This window comes from Pseudomonadota bacterium (assembly GCA_022361155.1).
Taxonomy (GTDB): domain Bacteria; phylum Myxococcota_A; class Polyangia; order Polyangiales; family JAKSBK01; genus JAKSBK01.
In genome coordinates this window covers 1-1433 of the sequence record JAKSBK010000308.1, presented here as the reverse complement: position 1 = coordinate 1433, position 1433 = coordinate 1, and the positions used below count along the sequence as shown (strand labels likewise).

The 1433-nt window shown below is 44.0% G+C and carries 2 protein-coding genes; both read left to right on the top strand.

Annotated features, from left to right (window positions below):
• Positions 1–150: 150 nt before the first annotated feature.
• Positions 151–720, top strand: a complete 570-nt coding sequence (locus MJD61_12185; GenBank protein MCG8556028.1) for a hypothetical protein — start codon at positions 151–153, stop codon at positions 718–720.
• Positions 721–753: 33 nt separating this feature from the next.
• A partial coding sequence (locus MJD61_12180) for an aminotransferase class V-fold PLP-dependent enzyme (GenBank protein ID MCG8556027.1) occupies positions 754–1433 on the top strand: 680 nt, incomplete at its 3' end.

The window sequence follows — 1433 nt, the reverse complement described above, 5'->3', positions numbered from 1 at the left end:
TTCAAGGACCTGGATGCAAAACAATGGCAGAAGCTGTATGAGGGCATCGATCATATCCGCGACAAATACGGTTTTCGTTCTATTTTAAGAGGATCGAGCTACTTCAATTAACCACAGATGGACACCGATAAAAATAAATGAGAATAAAGAATGGACGACGAAGAATTTGAATTGCTAAAGGAAATTGTTAAAAGGGGAAATAAAAGACACGCATCTTTTTGGGAAGGGTCAAATAAAGAACAAAAAGAGCTTGGGGTGGTTCAAGATTTCTGCAAATCTATGGATTGGGAGGTTAAGTGTGAGAGTAATACCCAAGATCCACCAGACTGCACTTGTCGAGATGAAAAAGAAGAGCTTATTGGTTTTGAAGTAACAGAATTAGTGGATCAGAAAATTTTGGAAAAGAATGTTGGAAAAAGTAAGAAAGTTAACATATCAGAGGTATATCGAGACTGGAGGGGAGGAGAAGTTGTAGAAGCTCTTGAAGAAATTTTAGCGAGAAAAGATTCAAAGATTTTTAAGGGTGGGCCGTATAAAAAGCTGATATTGATTATTCACAATGATGAATTGGGTTTGGATGAAGATGAGGTGAGGAATACTTTAAAGAATTATCAATTTAATGCAACTAATCAAATCGATGAGGCTTATCTATTACTCTCCTATCGATCAAACGTATATCCGTCTTATCCTGTGATTTCTTTAGAATTTAGAGGACAATGACAGATTTCGATCTGTGTTTATCTGTGTGCATCGGTGGTTATTCAGGTTTTTATTATGGATATCGAAAAAATACGCAAAGAGTTTCCAGTGACGGAGCATCGATTGTTCATGGACCACGCCCGCGTGGCGCCTTTACCGCGACCGGTGCAGGCGGCCATTACTGCCTTTGCCGAGGAAGCATGCGAACAGGGCACGGCACATTACGGCGAATGGCTGAAAGAAATTGAAATTGTCCGTGCACGCTTTGCCAGGCTCATCAACGCCGATCCGAGTGAGGTGGCGTTCGTCAAGAACACTTCGGAAGGGCTCTCCATTGTTGCGAATGGCATCGATTGGAACGAAGGCGACAACGTAGTGATCCCGGACATTGAGTTTCCCGCCAATGTTTATCCGTGGATGAACCTGCAGCGTCGTGGGGTGGAAGTTCGCTTCATAAAAGCCGTGCGCGGTCGCGTGCCGTTTGAGCAGATCATCGCACAGGTCAACTCCAGAACACGGGTGCTCTCCATCAGTTCGGTGGAGTTCAATAGTGGTTTCCGCAACGATCTCAAACGCATCGGTGAATTCTGTAAAGAGAAGGGCATCTATTTTTGCGTCGACGCCATTCAGTCGCTCGGCGTGATCCCTATGGATGTGAAAGAGTTTAATATCGACTTCCTGTCTGCAGACGGTCACAAGTGGATGTTGAGCGTTGAAGGGCTGGGCGGGTTTTA